Here is a 17,189-nt window from a genome sequence, read left to right as displayed (position 1 = left end):
ATTGAATAAAAAATGTGTGCTAATAACTAAGAAATGTTGGGAGGTCCCCGAACGTAATATATTGTTGAATAAGTATTTACTTCAACAGAAAAATAACGTGTTTCGTGTTTTGAAGGTTCTTCTAAACTGTAAAATTCAGGATATGTAGCTACATTGTAATTGTAGTTTGAAAAATGAAAATCGAATAAATTACAGTCTAACTTTTTTTCGTGAAGGTGTGTAGTAACTTCTTCACATGGTTTGTGATCGTGTTCTTCAAAAATATGCGCAAACTGAACAACTAAAGGAAACCACAAAAGCCCTATTAATAGGATAGATAAAGGAAGCTTTAAAATGTGTTTGTAGTTATTCATTAGGAAGTAAAAAACCAAGTTTCATGCTTCGCAGCATTTTTTTTTCAAAGTTCCAAAAAAAATGGAACTCACCAAAGAGCCAACCAAAAAAAACTAATAAAAGTTGATAGGCAGGAAAAATTATTAAAATACGAACCGGCCAATAGATGTACCAACCACTTTCTTCTGTAATGCCTATAGCTTCGGTTAATGGTGCAGTAAATTTTGCTGATGTGCTTCCGGTTATGGCAAACACAATAAAAATTACTGTAAGTTGCCAATTAGAAGTGATGTTCCACCGTTCTTTTAATTTCTTCATCGTCGTCCTCCAGGTAGATGTTGGTTGTACTTTTGTTGAAAATATACAAAGTAATTATAGAGTAGGTAATTTACTTCGTACCCGTAATCTGTATTGTAATCATAATTTATTTCCTGAGGATACAAATTGGAATTAAAGCGTTGTGGGTTACGAACCCTGCTATTGTATTCAGACACAAAAAACTGATTTTTATTTTCAAGGTAGTTTAACCCATAATGTTGACGAGGTGGTTGGGTTACCAACCACGAATTAAAACCAGATTCTATAATTAGGATTTCATATTCCAAACTATCGTTTGCAATACGTATCGTATCATTTTCGACTACTGAGGTATCATTGTCACCTTTCATAGTAGATTTTGTGGAATCGCAACTATAAACCGCTAGGGAAATTGCAATGAAAAAGAGTAGATACTTCATAAGAAATTTCTTTTTACAAAAATACTGAAAAAGAGTCCAAAGGGGCTGTTAAATCGGCGGAAATTAAAAAACCGTGCTTTGATTGACAAAACACGGTTTTACTATTATCTTTTCTCAGAATTATTTTCCAAAAAAGCCACCTATCATTCCACCTAAACCACTTTTACTACTATTACCTAATACCATTCCAGCAACATCATCAATAATACTTCCGTCGTTATCTCCATCTAGTAAAGATTCGATTAGAGATTGTTCTTTATCTTGTTCTTCTTGAGAATTTCCAGCCATCATGTTCCCTAGTAAACTGGTTATACCTGATTGTGAATCCACATTTTGTTGTCTCTTTTCTTTTCCTAAATATCCTAGTAAAATAGGTGCCGCTACTTGTAGTATTTGCATAACCGAGTTTGAGTCCATTCCCGATTTTTTTGAAAGTGCACCAACAACATTATCTTGAGAGCCGCCAAGTGCATGTCCTAGTATGCCAAGACCATCAATTTTTGAGTCTTCATTAACACCTCCGCCAAAAAAGCCGCCAAGGTTATCTAAAAGACTACCATCGTGTTTACTATTACTTAGAGCGCTCATAAGGCCAGCGGCACCTTGTTCAGATTTTGCGTTTTTTTTCATTGCTCCCATTAAAATAGGAAGTCCCATGGATAAAACTGATGCTGTTTTATCAGCAGGTTGTTTGGTTTCGTTGCTTATGCCACCAATAATTTGTTTTCCCATGTCACTATTTAATAAATCGAGTATTCCTGCCATTTTATAGTTTTTTAAAGTTTTAGTCTATCTTTTAAAGGTACTTAAAATTTCTAATTTACTGGTTTTAGGATTGATACAATTTGTTCAGCAAGTTCAGTTCCAATTCTATCTTGTGCTTCTTGAGTTGCCGCACCAATGTGTGGGCTTAAAGAAATATTTCCGTTCATTAATACTTTGATAGCAGGAGAAGGCTCGTCTTCAAAAGTATCTAATGCCGCAAAAGATATTTTTCCTTTTTCTAAAGCTTCTAATAATGCCTTTTCGTCTATAACCCCACCACGAGCAGCATTTATTATAGCTGCACCGTCTTTCATTTCCTTTATTTCAGCTTCACCAATTACATATTTTTTCTGTGCAGGAACATGTAACGTAATAAAATCACTATGTTTTATTAATTCTGAAACAGGTTCGGTTTTAATTTTAAGGGTTATTTGTTGCCCATTATAAAAATCCAGTGTTATATCTGCTTCTCCAACTTGATTGTCACTAGCAATTACCTTCATACCACAGCCAAGGGCTATTTTAGCTACCTCGCGACCAATACGACCAAAACCAATAATACCCAGTGTTTTACCACGAAGTTCTTTTCCGCCGGCATAAGTTTTTTTCAATTCCTTAAATCTGGAATCGCCTTCAAGAGGCATTGTTCTGTTGGCATCGTGCAAATTTCTAACGCCTCCAAAAAGGTGCGCAAAAACCAATTCAGCTACAGAAGAGGAGGAAGCTGCTGGAGTATTAATTACATGGATGTCTTTACTACGCGCATACTCCACATCAATATTATCCATACCAACGCCACCGCGACCAATTACTTTTAGGCTAGGACACGCATCTATTAAATCCTTACGAACCTTTGTGGCACTCCGGACCAAAATCACGTCGATATTATTTTTATTTATATAGTTTTCAAGTTGTTCTTGTGCAACTTTTACGGTTAGTACTTCAAAACCTGCGTCTTCAAGGGCTTTCACACCACTAGTCGAAATTCCGTCGTTTGCTAAAACTTTCATATTTTCTTAATTATTTTATTTTGGTGGTGGCTGAGCGAAGTCGAAGCCACCTTTTATTATCCTTTTCGTTCTAATTCTCTCATCGTATCTACTAATACCTGAACACTTTCAAGCTCTAAGGCGTTATACATGGACGCGCGATAGCCGCCAACACTTCTGTGACCGTTTAAGCCGTTAATTCCAGCTCCCTGCCAAAGTGTGTCGAATTTATCTGCTAAACTTTCATCAGTTAAATTGAAAGTTGCGTTCATAGTAGATCGATCTTCTTCATTAGCTACAAACCCTGTAAATAAAGGGTTTCTATCTATTTCAGAATAGATTAAATCTGCTTTTTTATCATTCATTTTCTCAATTGCTGAAACGCCTCCTTTTTCTTTCAGCCACTCCAAAGTTAACATAGAAACATACACTGCGAAAACGGCAGGCGTATTGAACATACTGTCTTTACCAATATGCACATTGTAATTCATTAATGATGGAATAGTGCGAGAGACCTTTCCTAAAACGTCTTCTTTTATTACAATTAATGTAGTTCCTGCCGGACCCATATTTTTTTGAGCTCCTGCATAGATAATACTAAATTTTGAAAAGTCTAATTGCCGTGAAAAAATATCACTACTCATATCACAAACCATAGGAGCATCGGTTTTTGGGAAGTTTTTTAGCTGTGTTCCAAAAATGGTGTTATTACTGGTGCAATGAAAATAATCAATGTCTGAAGGAATAGAATAATTTTTTGGTATATAATTGAAGTTTTGATCTTTAGATGATGCTACTTCAACTACTTCACCAAATATTTTTGCTTCTTTAATAGACTTGCTAGACCAGGTTCCTGTATTGAGGTATGCGGCTTTATTTTCCAACAAATTATACGCTACTCGTAAAAACTCCATACTGGCACCACCTTGAAGAAAGAGTGCTTTGTATCCTTTGTTTTGAAGTTCTAAATGTTCTAAAGCTAATTTCTGAGCACGCTCCATCACGGCTACAAAATCTTTGCTACGATGTGAAATTTCAAGCAGTGATAAATCTAAACCATTAAAATTAATAACCGCTTCGGAAGCCTTTTGCATAACAGACTTTGGTAGTATACAAGGACCGGCACTAAAGTTGTGTTTTTTCATTTTCAGGATATTTGGTACAAAGATGCTAATTCTGAACCCATTGTTGGTTAATTTGCTATTAATTTATCAAGATAGTTTTAACAAAAATGCCACGGTGTCTACTCCATCGGCATAATCCCAAAGTTCTGGGTGTTGCGCTTCTCCGAAAGAAATTTCATTATCAATTCCGCTGTTTGAAACAATCGCTTGAATTTTATCTTCGTCTGCTTTTAGCTTTTTCTTTATAGCTTCTAGGTTGGAGTAGGTTTCATAGAATGTAACTGAAATAGGCGAGGAGTATCCCGTGTCTTCCTTCAGCAATAAATATTCATTGTCTAACAAGTTTATGTTACTCATTAAATACACCGCCTTATTGTAATCATAATTATTAATATACTTATGGTTATTTATAACGTGTTTCCAGGAAAACATTCCGTTAAAGAATTTGTCGTAATCGTACGCTTCAGGCAGGTATATTTTTGAAACATTGCGACAGCCTAATCCAAAGTAACGGAACATATCATTTGCTAACAGTTCCATTTCTTCTTTGGATTCGTTTCCTGTTAGCACAGCGACGGAATTTCTATTTTTTCGGATGATATTTGGATATTTACTGAAATAATAATTGAAATACCGGGCCGTGTTGTCGCTTCCGGTAGCAATTACAGCATCGAAACTCGTTAACCTTCCTTCAGTAAACTCAATTAGGTTTTTGAACTCTGGCTCAACTGAAATCAAATATTCCGCTAAGAAAGGTAGCAACTGCTTATCGTTTGAAGACAATTTTGCGAGAACCTTGTTTCCAGTTATTAAAACCGATAAAAAATCGTGAAAACCTACTAAGGGAATATTCCCCGCCATAATAATAGCGACGGTTTTCGGTTCCGTTTCCGGAATTGTATAATTAGATATCCATTTATTGATATTGTTTTCGGTTAAAGCTTCTGCCCAGCTTTTAAATGTAAAGTGCAGGTTATCTTCCGTAAACCAGCCATTATGGTGTTTGGCTGTGTGTATTTTCTGTTGCATTTCAGAAAAAAAAGCATCATTATTTAAAACATCCTCTTTTTTCACGGGTGTTTCAGAAGCAAATTGCCCTAAAAATTTTCCTAAAGCGCTAAAAGCGTTAATTCTTTGATGTAATTGCATACTTTTTTGGAGTTGCCCTTTTTAGGCGTTAAATTTGCGCAAAGTTAGAAAAAGAAAACCGATGGCAATTATAATAACAGACGAATGTATCAATTGTGGTGCTTGTGAGCCAGAATGTCCTAACACTGCTATTTATGAAGGAGCAGATGATTGGCGTTATGCAGATGGTACCGATCTTGAAGGCAATGTAGTATTGCCTAACGGAAAAGAAGTAGATGCGAACGAAACGCAAGAGCCCGTTAGCGATGAACTTTATTATATAGTGGCTGATAAATGTACCGAGTGTAAAGGGTTTCATGATGAACCTCAGTGTGCTGCTGTATGTCCTGTAGACTGTTGTGTGCCTGATGAAGATCACGTAGAAAGCGACGAAGAGCTATTAGGAAAACAGAATTTTATGCACAATAAATAATAACGAATGCTTTCAAAAATAAAAAAACGCCGCAATGTTGCGGCGTTTTTTTGTGGGGATAGTAATAAGAATTATTTCATCTTATTTTTCTTCTTCATAGATTGTTCTTGAACTTCAAGCTTATAAACAGTAGTTACAATATTATCTGTTTCTGGATTATAACGTTCAACTACGAAGTTTCCATTTTGATTAAAATATCCAAACGAGTTATCTCCGTCTTGACTATATATGTAGTATCCTTTTTGTGAAGATGGACGAATAGTGGCAAATTCATTAGATGAATCATCCTTAATTGACATCATTCTATATCCTTTATCTTGCGCTTCAAAAGAAAACTGTCTGTCGTTATTTATAAAATTAACATCTGTTTTTACTTCAGAAGGTAGCATTTTACTAGAAAAATTAGTTTTGTCAGCAGTTGAATTGTTCAATGCGATAACTTCATCTTCTTTTTTTGTAACCTCTTTAGTATCTACATCAACCCCTTTGCTATCTTTTACATAGGTTTTTGTAGTGGTCGTTTCAGTCTTTTCATTTTTGTTCTCTTGTGCAAAAGCAGTTGTAAAAGCTGCTAAAGCGAAAACTATTAATATCTTTTTCATAATTATAAATTTTATAATTGTCTGATTATTATATAATTGTAAATATAATAGCTGAAACTGTTAATTATATAAAACATATTGGTAATAATTTGCCAAACTTCTTGTAACAAAACGGTTTCCTGCTAAAATTGTCTTAAATTAAAGTGAATATGCTATTTTTATAAAGGTAAACTTGATTTTTATGCCAATTTGGTTACAGATGATTTTAATTATTCTATTGGTCTATATAGTGGTAAGCGTACTGCTATATTATCTTCAGGATTATTTTTTGTTTTAACATCGATTTTAAAAAACCCATGAAAGCGATAGCAAGAGTTTTTCAATAAAAAACCCCGGTTTTTACCGGGGTCTAACTTGTTTTTTATTCTATAAAGTTGTTAATCATCTTTTTTAAGCCTTGACATACCTTCTGGTCTACTTTCCAGTTCCATACGGCGTTTTTCAAGATCTTTTTGCATCTTCATTTTCTTTTCTTGAAGCATTTGGCGCTCTTTTTCAGCTTTTGCTTTTTGAGCAGCGATGGAAGCTTTTAGTTCTTCACTTTTCCTAGTCATGTTTTGCTGCATTTTCTCAGCGTTTGCCGCATCAATAGAAACGTCGTCTGCAACTACTTTTTCTGTATTATCAGATTTTGAAGTAACAACTTGAGAGTTCTGATCTTGCTTCGTAGTTCCTTCCACTTTCACAACTTCATTATCTTCTTTTACTTCTTGGACTACTTTCGTGTCAACTTTCGTGTCCTTTACTGTTACTTTTTTAGTAACTGTTTCTTTTTGCACATTCTTGTTTTCTTGTCCGCTAACAGAAAATGTTACAAATAAAACTGTTATAATTGAATACAATACTTTTTTCATGATTATTGATTGTTTGGTTAATACACTGTAAATCTAGGGTATAATGTGTTAAATTAAAGATAATAAGCAGCCAAAATTTTCCCATATTTTATTTACAAAAGTGAGTGGTAAATTCTTCTAATTGTCTGTTATTAGTGTATATTTGCGCCCAAATTATATAAACATGAAAGCAGGAATTGTAGGATTACCAAATGTAGGTAAATCAACCCTTTTTAATTGTCTATCGAATGCTAAAGCACAAAGTGCTAACTTTCCGTTTTGTACTATTGAGCCCAATATTGGTGTGGTAAACGTACCAGATAATCGGTTGGTCAAGTTGGAAGAATTGGTGAATCCACAACGAGTACTGCCTGCAACTGTTGAAATAGTTGATATTGCTGGTTTGGTAAAAGGAGCTAGCAAAGGTGAAGGGTTGGGGAATCAATTCTTAGGAAATATCCGTGAAACCGATGCTATTTTACACGTATTGCGCTGTTTTGATAATGATAACGTGGTTCATGTAGACGGAAATATTAATCCAGTTCGAGATAAAGAAACCATTGATATTGAATTGCAGTTAAAAGACCTTGAAACCACTGAGAAGAAGCTAGATAAAGTAAAAAGAGCTGCCAGAACCGGAAATAAAGAAGCTCAAAAAGAAGAAACAGCTTTATTAAAGGTAAAAGAAGGACTTGAAGCAGGTATTTCTGTAAGGGCAATCGAACTTACCGATTCAGAACGGGAAGAGTTTGTTGATCAAATTCAGTTTATAACCGACAAGCCTGTTTTGTACGTTTGCAATGTAGATGAAGATGCAGCCGTTTCTGGGAATAAATATGTAGAGCAAGTTAAAGAAGCTGTAAAAGATGAAAATGCCGAAGTGATTATCTTAGCCGTAGGTACTGAAGCCGATATTACTGAACTGGAAACCTTTGACGAACGCCAAATGTTTTTGGAAGATTTAGGTTTGGAAGAACCAGGTTCCGCAAAATTAATTCGTAGCGCCTATAAATTGCTTAATTTGGAAACTTATTTTACAGCTGGTGAAAAAGAAGTCCGTGCTTGGACTATTCCTGTAGGATCAACTGCCCCACAAGCTGCGGGTGTTATCCATACCGATTTTGAAAAAGGATTTATCCGTGCTGAGGTAATTAAGTATAACGATTTTGTAACCTATGGTAGCGAAGCCAAAGTTCGTGATGCTGGAAAGTTAGGAATAGAAGGGAAGGAGTACATTGTAAAAGACGGCGATGTGATGCACTTTAGATTTAATGTGTAAAACAGCCATTTCGGCTGAAAGGAGAAATTACATCACACGATTTTAATTTAATCCTTTTTTAAATGCTAAGTCTATACTCCATATTCACTCAGCAAATGATCTATATTCTATCTAAAACGTCATTTGCAGTCCAATACCTCTATAGATATCTCCGGTGGCAGACATTCCAGCACTTGGAACTACTTCAATAACGCTGTCATCTGTTTTGTGTAATTCTGGCACAAAATATCCAGTAACCGCTCCAAGACCATAGCCTAAAAGGACATCTGTTAAAAAATGTTGTCCAGCTTTAATTCTAAAATATCCAACAGCAGCAGGTATGGTGGCTGCTCCAGCCCAAACCCATACTTTTGCAGGACTATCTGGGTTAAAATCACTATATACTTTTGCTGCAAAAAAGGTAGCAGTTGCCGCCGCCGCTACATGTCCTGAATAAAAAGAACGTTGACCATTATTGATTAATCGCCTTTCAAGCGAAACATCTTCGTTATATACATAAGGTCTACTACGGTTTACCAAACCAGCGGTAACCGTATATAACCCCGCTGTGGTAGAAAGGCTTTCTAAATACAGACCAAGTATTTGTGCAGTGTGCTCATTTACTTCATCATCAAAAAGTAATACAAATGGAGAAGCAAATGACATTGCAAAAGGTATATTACTTTGCCCAATAGCAGCTTCAGATTCATATCCAACCGCCCATTTATCAATAAAATTGATGTTATCTTGATTGGCAACCTCTTGTTGTAATTTAGCTTCTGTTATATCATCTTTTCCAATAATTAATGAATATCCTGTAACAGTGGTTCCTAATGCAGCACCAGTCCAAATACCGTCTCGAACCCAATCCCATTCATAGGGTGAGTCTTTTGTTTGCGAAAAGGTTGTGAAACTGATTAATAGTAACAGTAGGGTAGTTGTGGTTTTTTTCATAATCATTAAATATATCATTATCTTAAAGTAATTAGTTTTGTTTTAACATTCTCTTAAAGACTTTTTATAATACATTTTTGAAAAGCAGAGTAGAATTAATAGGAAATTTAATATTAACAGTATATTCGTAGCACTTTTAAAATACGATGAATAGAAAAGAAATCTTACTGTATATATTCGTAGCTGCACTTCTATTAATTGAATTTATAATCTTTAAGGATTTACCTTTTTTTTGGGACGGTATAAGTAAAGCTTCAAGAGCTACTTGGATATATAACACTAACTTTTCAAGTCTAATCCTTCCAACCGAATACTCCTCTGGCCATCCACCATTATGGATTACGAGTCTAGCAATTTTTTGGAAACTCTTCGGTCAGGTATTATGGTCATCCAGACTACTTTTATTATTGATAAATTTGGGTGTTTTCTATCAGATTTTAATTGTTTGCAAGCGAAACTTTGTTGCTACGGTTCCTATTTTTCTTTTTTTATTGGTTTGTTTAGACCCCACGCTTGTCGCACAAACCACCAGTTTGAATAATGATATGATGTTATTGTTCTTCACACTGTTGTCCTTCAATGCCTTGCAGAAGAATAGATGGTTGCTATACGCATTTGCATTAACAGGACTATTACTTACTAATTTGCGTGGTATCTATTGTTTTGTTGCTTTAATTCTTATTCATGTTATTTATAACAGAAAAAGATTATTAGTATGGAACCAAAAAATGATCCGCTCGTATTGCACTGCAACTCTATGTTTTGTAGTGTTTCTAATTTTTCAATACACTGAGTTGGGTTGGGTGTTGATAACCAGAAACGAAAATTTTTCTAAACATAGAGAGGCGGTGACTGGTTTTAGTATTATAAAAAACATTGCAGCATTTGTGAAGAATATTTTAGATTTTGGTCGCGTGTTTTTATGGATTCCCATGGTTTTATTTCTTCTGAAATATTACAAAAACAAAAAACGATCATTAGATGTAAACTCTCAAAAAATAGGGATTGCATTGTTGGTTTTTACTGTAGTTTTCTTTTTGGGCTTTGTACCGTTTAGCAACCCTATGGGGCCACGTTATTTAATGATTTGCTATATTTTGGCTGCCATACTTTTCATTAACTTATTATTCACTATTTCAATCAAGAAAAAAATAAGAAATAGCATCATGATATTAGTCACAGCAGGGTTAATTTCGGGACACTTCTGGATTTATCCTGCAACCATTTCACAAGCTTGGGATAGTAGTTTGGCATATATTGGTTACTTTGAAAAAGAAGAAAAAATGTTGAATTACCTAGAAGAAAAAAAGATTGCCCCTTCTAATGTGGGTACTAATTTAACCTTTAACGGAAGGGCATTGGCAAGGCTTTCTAAAAAGGATTCAATACACGAAAATTTTTCTTCATTAAATTTGGACACGAACCAATACGTAATTTTTTCAAATATTGAAAATGATACTGATGATGCAACTATTATAACATTACGTAAAAATTGGGAAGAAATAAAAACCTTTGAAAGACTCGGAGTTTTTATAACCTTATACAAAAGCCCAAAAACAAAATCTTTTAAAAACCAATAAAATATTATTCATACAATTTAAGACGTTGCTTTAATTGAAACAGTTCTGTTTCCATCCTACGCATTCGCTTTAATAGGTTGTTCAAGGTATCAATCCCTTCTAGATTAATGCCAAGCTCTTTGTGGAGGCGAAACATACGTTCTATTTCGGTTATGTCATCTTCGGCTATTTCGGGTTCCGTTTGGGTGATTTTAACTTCAATTAGGCCATATTGCTCTAAAGCATGGACAAAATCACGGTCTATATTCGTCTGTTTGCAATAGGTAGTTACCTGTATGTAATTAGAATGTGCCATAATTAACGTAATTTAGAAAGTTTGGTGAACAGTTCTTTTTCTTCTTTCGAAAGGTTTTTGGGCAAGACAACTTGATAGGTGATAAAAAGATCGCCAAATTGTCCCTCTTTTTTATACACTGGCATTCCTTTTTCTTTTAATTTAACCTTGGTGCCAGTCTGTGTTTCTGGTTTTACAGTCAGCTTTACTTTCCCGGTTAATGTGTCGATTGTTTCCTTACCTCCTAATAAGGCCGAGTAAAGATCAATTTCGTGGGTTTGGTAGAGGTTTTTGCCAACACGTTTAAATTTTGTATTATTTATAATTTCAAAAGTGATAAAAAGATCACCTTTTGGGCCACCGCCAGGACTTTCTCCACCATAGTCTTTTATTTTTATAGATTGTCCATCTTCAACTCCAGCTGGTATGGTCAAGCGTATTTTCTTTTCGCCCAAGCTAATGGTTTGTTTTTTTGAAGTCAATACATCGGTAAGGTTCAAGCGTAGCGTAGCGTTGAAATCCTGACCTTTAAACTGCGTATGGGTGCGTTGACTTCCACCTGAAAATCCTCCTCCTCCAAACATAGATTCAAAAAAGTCTGAAAACTGGCTGTTATCAAAATTACCACCACGCGAAGTGTAGGTGCGTTGTTGACCACCGCCAGAACCACCGGACGCTTGTTGTTGGCGTTGGGCTTCTTCGTAGGCATCAGCGTGTTCCCAGTCTTTTCCGTATTTGTCGTATTTTTTACGTTTTTCAGAATCGCTTAAAACTGCATTGGCTTCATTTATACGTTGAAACTTCTGCTGGGCTTCCTTGTCGTTTGGGTTAATGTCTGGATGGTATTTACGCGCTAATTTTCGGTATGCCTTTTTTATTTCGGCAGCTGTTGCACTTTTGGTAAGTCCCAAAACTTTGTAGTAGTCAATAAATTCCATAGCTTATTTTCGAAATTCTTTTGAAGTTATAAAAAACAATTTAAGTCATCAAAACAAGGTCGTATTTTTGTAATAATTTTAATATTTTCGACATCAGGAAAATGGTAGTACTATTTCAGAAAAATGATCTCCAAATCTTACTAACAATACCCTATAAATTATTGTTAATTACTTTCGACCTTTTTGGTTTAAAAATTAAAGCTTAAACCCTATATTTAGGGCATATTCACGTTTTTTATGGCAGACACAAAATACACTGAAGATAATATTAGGTCGTTAGACTGGAAGGAACATATCCGTATGCGTCCTGGTATGTATATTGGAAAATTAGGAGATGGTTCTTCTCCAGACGATGGTATTTACATCTTACTTAAAGAGGTGATGGATAACTGTATAGATGAGTTTGTGATGGGGGCTGGTAAAACTATCGAGGTACGTATAAAGGACCAAGAGGTAAAGGTACGTGATTATGGAAGGGGCATCCCGTTGGGCAAAGTGGTCGATGTGGTTTCAAAAATGAACACCGGTGGTAAGTACGATACCCGTGCTTTTAAGAAATCTGTTGGTCTAAATGGTGTTGGTACTAAAGCCGTAAATGCACTTTCTTCCTTTTTTAAGGTAGAATCCATACGTGATGGACAACACAAATCTGCAGAGTTTAGCTTAGGCGAACTTAAAAATGATGCAGATATTGAAGAGTCCGGAAAACGAAAAGGTACCCGAATTGACTTTATCCCTGATGAGGCCATCTTTAAAAACTTTAAATACCGAAACGAGTATGTAGAAAAAATGCTGAAAAACTACGTATATCTTAATTTAGGACTTACGATAGATTTTAACGGTGAAAAATTTAAATCTGAAAATGGGCTGAAAGATCTGCTTGAAGATAAAATGTCCAAAGAAGATATGTTGTATCCCATTATTCATTTAAAGGGAGAAGACATTGAGATTGCTTTAACCCACAGTAGAACTCAATACAGCGAAGAATACCACAGTTTTGTAAACGGACAAAACACCACACAAGGAGGGACTCATCAAGCCGCATTTAGGGAAAGTATTGTAAAAACCGTCCGTGAATATTACGGCAAAAATTACGAATCCAGCGATATACGAAAGTCGATTGTTTCGGCCATCAGCATCAAAGTGATGGAACCTGTTTTTGAAAGTCAGACTAAAACAAAATTGGGCTCGACTGATATGGGCGGAAAGTTACCCACGGTACGTACCTACATAAACGATTTTGTAAAAACATACCTAGATAATTATTTGCATAAGAACCCTGAAGTGGCAGATGCCATTCAGAAAAAAATAATTCAGGCCGAACGTGAGCGGAAAGATTTAAAAGGGATTAGAAAACTGGCACGTGACCGAGCCAAAAAAGCAAGTCTGCACAATAAAAAATTAAGGGATTGCCGGGTGCACTTAGGCGATATGAAAAAAGAACGTCGTTTAGAGACCACCTTGTTTATTACAGAGGGCGACTCAGCAAGTGGAAGTATTACCAAAAGTCGGGATGTAAACACTCAAGCTGTGTTTTCTTTGAGAGGAAAGCCGCTCAACAGCTACAATATGAGCAAAAGGATCGTATATGAAAACGAAGAGTTCAACTTGTTGCAAGCTGCTTTAAACATTGAAGATTCCATGGAAGACCTTCGCTACAACAACATTGTGATTGCGACCGATGCCGATGTAGATGGGATGCATATTCGGTTATTGTTGATTACGTTTTTCCTTCAGTTTTTCCCAGAATTAATCAAACAAGGTCATTTATATATTTTGCAAACGCCTTTGTTTAGGGTTCGTAATAAAAAAGAAACCATTTATTGTTATTCTCCAGAAGAAAAGAGAAACGCCCTTGAAAAATTGAAACCCAAACCTGAAACAACCCGATTTAAAGGATTGGGTGAAATTTCACCAGATGAATTTCAGCATTTTATTGGTGATAACATTCGGTTAGATCCTGTTATGCTAGACAAAGCGATGAGTATTGATGAATTGTTGAAGTTTTACATGGGTAAAAACACTCCAGACAGGCAAGAATTTATTATTGAAAATCTTAAAGTAGAGTTGGACGAAGTTGAACCAGCATCATAACAGTAGGTTGAAAATGAAGAAAGTAACACCTTTATTATTAAGTATTTTACTATTTATTTTTGCTTCTTGTAGTAAAGACAACTATAGTGATTGTGCTCTTGTTTCTCCGGTAGAACCAATAGCATTTATATCAATTGAAGATAGTGAAGGTGTTTCTCTTTTAGGTGAAGATAATGTATTCAAACCTTCTGAAATAACATTGACAAGAGGTACAGATACACTTTTTTTAGATTTTTCTGAAGGTGATGATAAAATGGCTATTGTTCTTTTTATTGAGCAATTCGAATCAGAAGAAGATTACTCTTTAAACCTAAATGATGAAGAGTCTGAAATACTAAACTTAACATTAAAGTTAAATCCGGGTAAATGTTTTGATGTACTATCGATTGAAAAATTTAAATTGAACGGTGAAGAAATACAACCTGAAAACGGAGCCTATATCATTCAGAAATAAAAATTAAAACAATGCTGCGCGAGCAGCCCAATATTAATACATGGCGGAAGAAAATACCCCAAACGAAGAAGAATTAAACCCACAGGAGGAACCCACCGAAAATAGTGAGACCATCACGAAAGTCACGGGTATGTACCGTGACTGGTTTTTAGATTATGCCAGTTATGTGATTTTGGAGCGTGCTGTACCAGCAATAGAAGATGGTTTTAAACCTGTGCAACGGCGTATCATGCATTCTATGAAAGATTTGGATGATGGTCGTTATAATAAAGTTGCCAATATTGTAGGGCACACCATGCAGTATCACCCACACGGTGATGCCAGTATTGCCGATGCCATGGTGCAAATTGGGCAAAAAGATTTATTAATCGATACCCAAGGTAACTGGGGAAACATTTTGACAGGTGATCGTGCCGCGGCTTCCCGATATATTGAAGCTCGGCTTTCAAAATTCGCACTCGATGTAGTCTATAATCCAAAAATAACCGGTTGGCAAGCTTCGTATGATGGTCGTAAAAAAGAACCAATCAACTTGCCAGTAATGTTTCCGTTATTGTTAGCTCAAGGAGCCGAAGGTATTGCAGTAGGGCTTTCCACAAAGGTATTACCACACAATTTTATCGAGTTAATCGATGCTTCAATTAAACACCTACAAGGAAAACGCTTCCAGTTAGTTCCCGATTTTCCTACTGGGGGAATCATGGACGCAACTGACTATAAAGACGGGGTTCGCGGCGGTAAAATACGAAGCCGTGCAAAAATTAGCCAATACGATAAAAACATACTGGTTATTACCGAAATACCATATGCCACCACAACATCTTCTTTAATCGACTCCATTTTAAAAGCCAATGAAAAAGGCAAGATAAAAGTCAAAAAAATTGAAGACAACACGGCTGCCGAAGTAGAGATATTGGTGCACATTCCAAGTGGGATTTCACCAGACAAGACAATCGATGCGTTATACGCCTTTACCAGTTGTGAAAACTCCGTATCACCTTTAGGGTGTGTCATTGAAGACAACAAACCGTTATTTGTGGGGGTTTCTGAAATGCTTCGTCGTTCTACCGATAGAACTGTAGAACTACTTAAAAGCGAGCTGGAAATAAAACTTGATGAATATGAAGAGCAATGGCATTTTGCTTCCTTAGAGCGTATTTTTATTGAAAATAGAATCTATCGTGATATAGAAGAAGAAGAAACGTGGGAAGGTGTAATTAAAGCGATTGACGAAGGTTTAAAACCACACATTACGCATTTAAAACGTGCCATTACCGAAGAAGATATCGTTCGGTTAACCGAAATTAGAATTAAGCGAATTTCAAAATTTGACATCGATAAAGCGCAACAAAAGATTGATGCACTGGAAGATAATATCGCTGAAGTAAAGCATCACTTAAAAAACCTGATTGAGTACGCAATAGATTACTTTAAACGCCTTAAAAAGGATTACGGTGAAGGAAAAGAGCGTAAAACGGAGATTCGTGTTTTTGAAGATATTGAAGCGACAAAAGTTGTAATTAGAAACACAAAATTATATGTAAATAGAGAGGAAGGTTTCATTGGCACGAGCCTTCGTCGCGATGAATATGTAACTGATTGTAGTGATATAGATGATATTATTGTATTTACCGAAGAAGGGAAGATGATGGTCACAAAAGTTGATACAAAGACTTTTATTGGGAAAAACATTATTCACGTAGCGGTCTATAAAAAGAAAGACAAACGTCGTATTTACAATATGATTTACCGTGACGGAAAAAACGGAACTACGTATGTAAAACGTTTCTCAGTCACTTCGATGACGCGCGACCGTGATTATGACCTTACACAAGGCACTAAAGGAAGTAAAGTGCTATACTTTACTGCAAACCCTAATGGCGAAGCCGAAGTGGTCACTATCCTATTAAGGCAAAAAGGCAACATTAAAAAATTAAAATTTGATCTCGATTTTGCTGATCAAAATGTAAAAGGAAGAAACTCTAAAGGAAATATTGTTACAAAGTATCCCGTTAAACGAGTTGAATTGAAGGAGAAAGGACTATCCACTTTAAAACCCAGAAAAATTTGGTTTGACGAAACTGTTAAACGACTTAATATGGATGACAGAGGCGAACTATTAGGGCAGTTTAGAAGTGAAGACAGATTACTAATTGTAAACCAAGATGGAACGGTTAAAACGGCGGTACCTGAACTTACGTTACGTTTCGATGACGATATGATCGTACTCGAAAAATGGGAGCCAAAAAAACCGCTCTCAGCTATTTATTGGGACGGCGAAAAAGAACTCTTTTATGTAAAACGCTTTTTAGTAGAAAATCCAGACAAAGAAGAAGTGATTATTTCAGACCATCCAAAGTCTTATCTCGAAAAAATATTCACAGAATATCGTCCTATGGCCGAAGTAGTCTTTGTGAAGCAACGCGGGAAAGAACGGGAAGATAATTTGGAACTAAACTTGGAAGAATTTATCGCTGTTAAAGGCATAACCGCTTTAGGAAATCAATTGACTAAAGAAAAAGTTCTTGAAATTAACACATTAGACGCGTTACCTTACGACCCTCCAAAAGAGGTTACTGAAAAGGATATAGACGTAGTTGATGAAGAATCTGTTTCAGAAGGGGAAAACGACTCAGAAGGAGAGGGTAATGATGGAGAAGGGCAAACTTCTTTATTTGAGTAATTAAAATTAG

18 protein-coding genes are annotated in these 17,189 nt (G+C 35.7%); 6 read left to right on the top strand and 12 right to left on the bottom strand.

Translation table 11 applies throughout. From position 1 onward, the window contains the following. Positions 1-26 precede the first annotated feature (26 nt). The 7 genes from DZ858_RS14015 to DZ858_RS13985 all read right to left on the bottom strand — a co-directional run bounded on the left by DZ858_RS14015 (position 27) and on the right by DZ858_RS13985 (position 5,097). Positions 27-353 carry a hypothetical protein gene (locus tag DZ858_RS14015; protein ID WP_117160283.1) on the bottom strand — a complete coding sequence of 109 codons (327 nt, stop codon included), beginning with the start codon at positions 351-353 and terminating at the stop codon, positions 27-29. Then, positions 346-651: a DUF6787 family protein gene (locus DZ858_RS14010; protein WP_117160282.1), complete on the bottom strand. Its 306-nt coding sequence runs from the start codon at positions 649-651 to the stop codon at positions 346-348. Before DZ858_RS14010 ends, DZ858_RS14015 begins: the two co-directional genes overlap by 8 nt. Next, complete coding sequence (locus DZ858_RS14005; RefSeq protein ID WP_117160281.1) at positions 648-1,070, bottom strand: DUF6146 family protein; 423 nt, start codon at positions 1,068-1,070, stop codon at positions 648-650. Before DZ858_RS14005 ends, DZ858_RS14010 begins: the two co-directional genes overlap by 4 nt. Before the next feature lie 120 nt (positions 1,071-1,190). Next, positions 1,191-1,835 (bottom strand): DUF937 domain-containing protein, encoded by a 645-nt coding sequence (locus tag DZ858_RS14000; protein ID WP_117160280.1) that lies wholly within the window; start codon positions 1,833-1,835, stop codon positions 1,191-1,193. Positions 1,836-1,885: 50 nt separating this feature from the next. Next, positions 1,886-2,845, bottom strand: a complete 960-nt coding sequence (locus DZ858_RS13995; RefSeq protein WP_117160279.1) for a D-2-hydroxyacid dehydrogenase — start codon at positions 2,843-2,845, stop codon at positions 1,886-1,888. Positions 2,846-2,901: 56 nt separating this feature from the next. Then, complete coding sequence (serC, locus tag DZ858_RS13990) at positions 2,902-3,969, bottom strand: 3-phosphoserine/phosphohydroxythreonine transaminase (protein WP_117160278.1); 1,068 nt, start codon at positions 3,967-3,969, stop codon at positions 2,902-2,904. A gap of 66 nt (positions 3,970-4,035) precedes the next feature. Beyond that, entirely contained in the window at positions 4,036-5,097 is a 1,062-nt protein-coding gene (locus DZ858_RS13985) for an acyl-CoA reductase (RefSeq protein WP_117160277.1), read from the bottom strand. 61 nt (positions 5,098-5,158) lie between these two features. Here DZ858_RS13985 and DZ858_RS13980 point away from each other — a divergent pair, with 61 nt between their 5' ends. After that, positions 5,159-5,509 carry a 4Fe-4S dicluster domain-containing protein gene (locus DZ858_RS13980; protein ID WP_117160276.1) on the top strand — a complete coding sequence of 117 codons (351 nt, stop codon included), beginning with the start codon at positions 5,159-5,161 and terminating at the stop codon, positions 5,507-5,509. Between the two features lie 71 nt (positions 5,510-5,580). Here the strand turns inward: DZ858_RS13980 and DZ858_RS13975 are convergent, their stop codons facing one another. Together DZ858_RS13975 and DZ858_RS13965 are read right to left on the bottom strand one after the other, a co-directional pair. Next, positions 5,581-6,111, bottom strand: coding sequence for a hypothetical protein (locus DZ858_RS13975; RefSeq protein ID WP_117160275.1), 531 nt, complete (start codon positions 6,109-6,111; stop codon positions 5,581-5,583). Between the two features lie 377 nt (positions 6,112-6,488). Continuing rightward, complete coding sequence (locus tag DZ858_RS13965) at positions 6,489-6,965, bottom strand: hypothetical protein (protein WP_117160274.1); 477 nt, start codon at positions 6,963-6,965, stop codon at positions 6,489-6,491. A 163-nt stretch (positions 6,966-7,128) separates the two neighbouring features. Between DZ858_RS13965 and ychF the strand changes: the two genes are divergently transcribed. Next, a complete protein-coding gene (gene ychF / locus DZ858_RS13960; protein WP_117160273.1) occupies positions 7,129-8,223 on the top strand; it encodes a redox-regulated ATPase YchF in 1,095 nt (364 codons plus the stop codon). A gap of 111 nt (positions 8,224-8,334) precedes the next feature. Here the strand turns inward: ychF and DZ858_RS13955 are convergent, their stop codons facing one another. Next, positions 8,335-9,156, bottom strand: a complete 822-nt coding sequence (locus tag DZ858_RS13955; RefSeq protein ID WP_239990790.1) for a phosphatase PAP2 family protein — start codon at positions 9,154-9,156, stop codon at positions 8,335-8,337. A gap of 146 nt (positions 9,157-9,302) precedes the next feature. Here DZ858_RS13955 and DZ858_RS13950 point away from each other — a divergent pair, with 146 nt between their 5' ends. Continuing rightward, positions 9,303-10,736, top strand: coding sequence for a hypothetical protein (locus DZ858_RS13950; protein ID WP_117160271.1), 1,434 nt, complete (start codon positions 9,303-9,305; stop codon positions 10,734-10,736). Positions 10,737-10,740: 4 nt separating this feature from the next. Here the strand turns inward: DZ858_RS13950 and DZ858_RS13945 are convergent, their stop codons facing one another. Together DZ858_RS13945 and DZ858_RS13940 are read right to left on the bottom strand one after the other, a co-directional pair. After that, on the bottom strand, positions 10,741-11,031 hold the full coding sequence (locus tag DZ858_RS13945; protein WP_117160270.1) for a chaperone modulator CbpM: 291 nt from the start codon (positions 11,029-11,031) through the stop codon (positions 10,741-10,743). A 2-nt stretch (positions 11,032-11,033) separates the two neighbouring features. Then, the gene (locus DZ858_RS13940) at positions 11,034-11,948 is read right to left on the bottom strand and encodes a DnaJ C-terminal domain-containing protein (RefSeq protein ID WP_117160269.1); all 915 of its coding nucleotides are present in this window, start codon (positions 11,946-11,948) and stop codon (positions 11,034-11,036) included. Between the two features lie 237 nt (positions 11,949-12,185). Between DZ858_RS13940 and DZ858_RS13935 the strand changes: the two genes are divergently transcribed. The 3 genes from DZ858_RS13935 to DZ858_RS13925 are packed head-to-tail and all read left to right on the top strand — an operon-like array spanning position 12,186 to position 17,179. Further along, complete coding sequence (locus tag DZ858_RS13935) at positions 12,186-14,042, top strand: DNA topoisomerase IV subunit B (protein WP_117160268.1); 1,857 nt, start codon at positions 12,186-12,188, stop codon at positions 14,040-14,042. Positions 14,043-14,055: 13 nt separating this feature from the next. Beyond that, entirely contained in the window at positions 14,056-14,496 is a 441-nt protein-coding gene (locus DZ858_RS13930; RefSeq protein ID WP_117160267.1) for a hypothetical protein, read from the top strand. Positions 14,497-14,536: 40 nt separating this feature from the next. Then, positions 14,537-17,179: a DNA gyrase/topoisomerase IV subunit A gene (locus DZ858_RS13925; RefSeq protein WP_117160266.1), complete on the top strand. Its 2,643-nt coding sequence runs from the start codon at positions 14,537-14,539 to the stop codon at positions 17,177-17,179. Positions 17,180-17,189: the final 10 nt, after the last annotated feature.

This window comes from Marixanthomonas ophiurae, from assembly GCF_003413745.1.
GTDB lineage: Bacteria > Bacteroidota > Bacteroidia > Flavobacteriales > Flavobacteriaceae > Marixanthomonas > Marixanthomonas ophiurae.
This window is presented reverse-complemented; position numbering and strand designations above follow the sequence as displayed.